This window comes from Pseudomonas sp. 24 E 13 (genome assembly GCF_900004715.1).
Classification (GTDB): domain Bacteria; phylum Pseudomonadota; class Gammaproteobacteria; order Pseudomonadales; family Pseudomonadaceae; genus Aquipseudomonas; species Aquipseudomonas orientalis_A.
The window spans coordinates 56,378-58,075 of sequence record NZ_CVTO01000107.1 but is presented as its reverse complement, the minus strand read 5'-3'; the positions used below and the strand labels follow the sequence as shown (position 1 = coordinate 58,075).

The window sequence follows — 1,698 nt, the reverse complement described above, 5'->3', positions numbered from 1 at the left end:
CAAGCCAAAGCCTGTGCCCAAACCTGAGCCCAAGCCGGCACCCAAGGCCGTCGAACAACCGCCCGCGCCACCTGTACCGGCGCCCCCGGCACCGGTTGCACCACCAGCGCCGGCACCGGTAACGCCCGCTTCGGCCAACGCCGCGTACTTGAAAAATCCGGCGCCGGAATACCCGTCACTGGCTCAGCGGCGGGGNTGGGAAGGCACCGTGTTGCTGCGGGTACACGTATTGGCCAGCGGCAAACCCGGTGAGATCCAGCTGCAGAAAAGCAGCGGTCGCCAGCAACTCGATGACGCCGCACTGGCCGCCGTGAAGCGTTGGAGCTTCGTGCCGGCCAAGCAGGGTGAGGTGGCCCAGGACGGCTGGGTCAGCGTACCGATCGATTTCAAGATTCATTAATTATTCAGCGGCACAGAGGGAAAACATCATGGCTTTGGCATCTCCACTTGAATCCATCGAAAGCGCGGTGATCTGGTTGCTGGTGGTCTTTTCAGTCGCCACCTGGGGCTTGGCATTGTTGAAGGGCGTGCAGTTCGGGCGTCTCAAGGTCCAGGATCGCAAGTTTCATAAACAGTTCTGGGCCGCATCGAGCCTCGACGCCGCCGCCGAGTTGGCCGACACCCAACCGGGTGCGGCGGCACGGGTGGCCCAGGCCGGGTATGCCGCGATCCAGGTTGGCGATACCCCGCACGCGGCTGACCTGAGCCAGGCCATCAATCACCAGGACCGCCTCGAGCGGGCCTTGCGCCAGCAAATCGTGCGTGAGCGCCGCTCCCTGGAAACCGGCTTGGCGGTGGTCGCCAGTATCGGCAGTACCTCGCCGTTTATCGGCCTGTTCGGCACCGTGTGGGGCATCATGGAGGCGCTCAAGGGCATCAGCGCCGCCGGTTCAGCCAGCCTGGAAACCGTGGCCGGGCCCATCGGTGCGGCGCTGGTCGCGACGGGGGTGGGGATTGCCGTCGCGGTGCCGGCGGTGCTGGTCTACAACTATTTCCTGCGCCGCCTGAAGCTGACGGCTGCCGACCTTGACGACTTTGCCCACGACTTCTACAGCCTGGCGCAAAAGAACGCCTTCCGTGTGCTGCTGCATCCGGCGCTGAACAAAGCCAGCGTCGGCAACCCGCAGAAAGTGAAGGAGGCGTCCTGAGATGGCCTTTTCCACGCAAGACAGTGATGAGGTGCTGAGCGAGATCAACGTCACGCCGCTGGTGGATGTGATGCTGGTGCTGCTGGTGGTGTTTATCGTCACCGCGCCGCTGCTGACCAACTCGATCCCGATCAACCTGCCCAAGACCGAGGCCGTGGCCCCGGTCGAGCAGAAAGACCCGTTGGTGGTGAGCATCGACGGTGCCGGCAAGCTGTTTATCAACAAGGACGAAATCCAGCCGGACCTGCTGGAATTCAGCCTGCAGGCGGCCAAGGCCAAGGACCCCGATGTGCGGGTGCAACTGCAGGCTGACGATGGAGTGAATTACGGCGAAGTGGCGCGAGCCATGGCGTCTATCGAGCGCGCGGGGATTACCAAGCTGTCGGTGATAACCGCTCGTTAGTTGCATAACAGCCTCGACGATTTTTGGGCCGTTTCCTTGGCAGGGTGCGGCCTTTTTTTATGTATGGCCGATGAGGTAAATGTGGGAGGGGCGGTGCGACGATTCGACTTGCCCCCGATGGCGGCCTCTGGGCCGACCAGGATGTTG

The 1,698-nt window shown here is 63.0% G+C and carries 3 protein-coding genes; all 3 read left to right on the top strand.

The genetic code is table 11. The features are described 5' to 3' along the window. Positions 1-400 (top strand): energy transducer TonB (locus BFP90_RS10345; RefSeq protein WP_141688952.1); only part of this gene is annotated, 400 nt, incomplete at its 5' end. A 28-nt stretch (positions 401-428) separates the two neighbouring features. Beyond that, positions 429-1,148, top strand: a complete 720-nt coding sequence (locus tag BFP90_RS10340) for a MotA/TolQ/ExbB proton channel family protein (protein WP_065896593.1) — start codon at positions 429-431, stop codon at positions 1,146-1,148. A 1-nt stretch (position 1,149) separates the two neighbouring features. Next, entirely contained in the window at positions 1,150-1,551 is a 402-nt protein-coding gene (locus BFP90_RS10335; RefSeq protein ID WP_065896592.1) for an ExbD/TolR family protein, read from the top strand. The last annotated feature ends 147 nt before the right edge of the window (positions 1,552-1,698 follow it).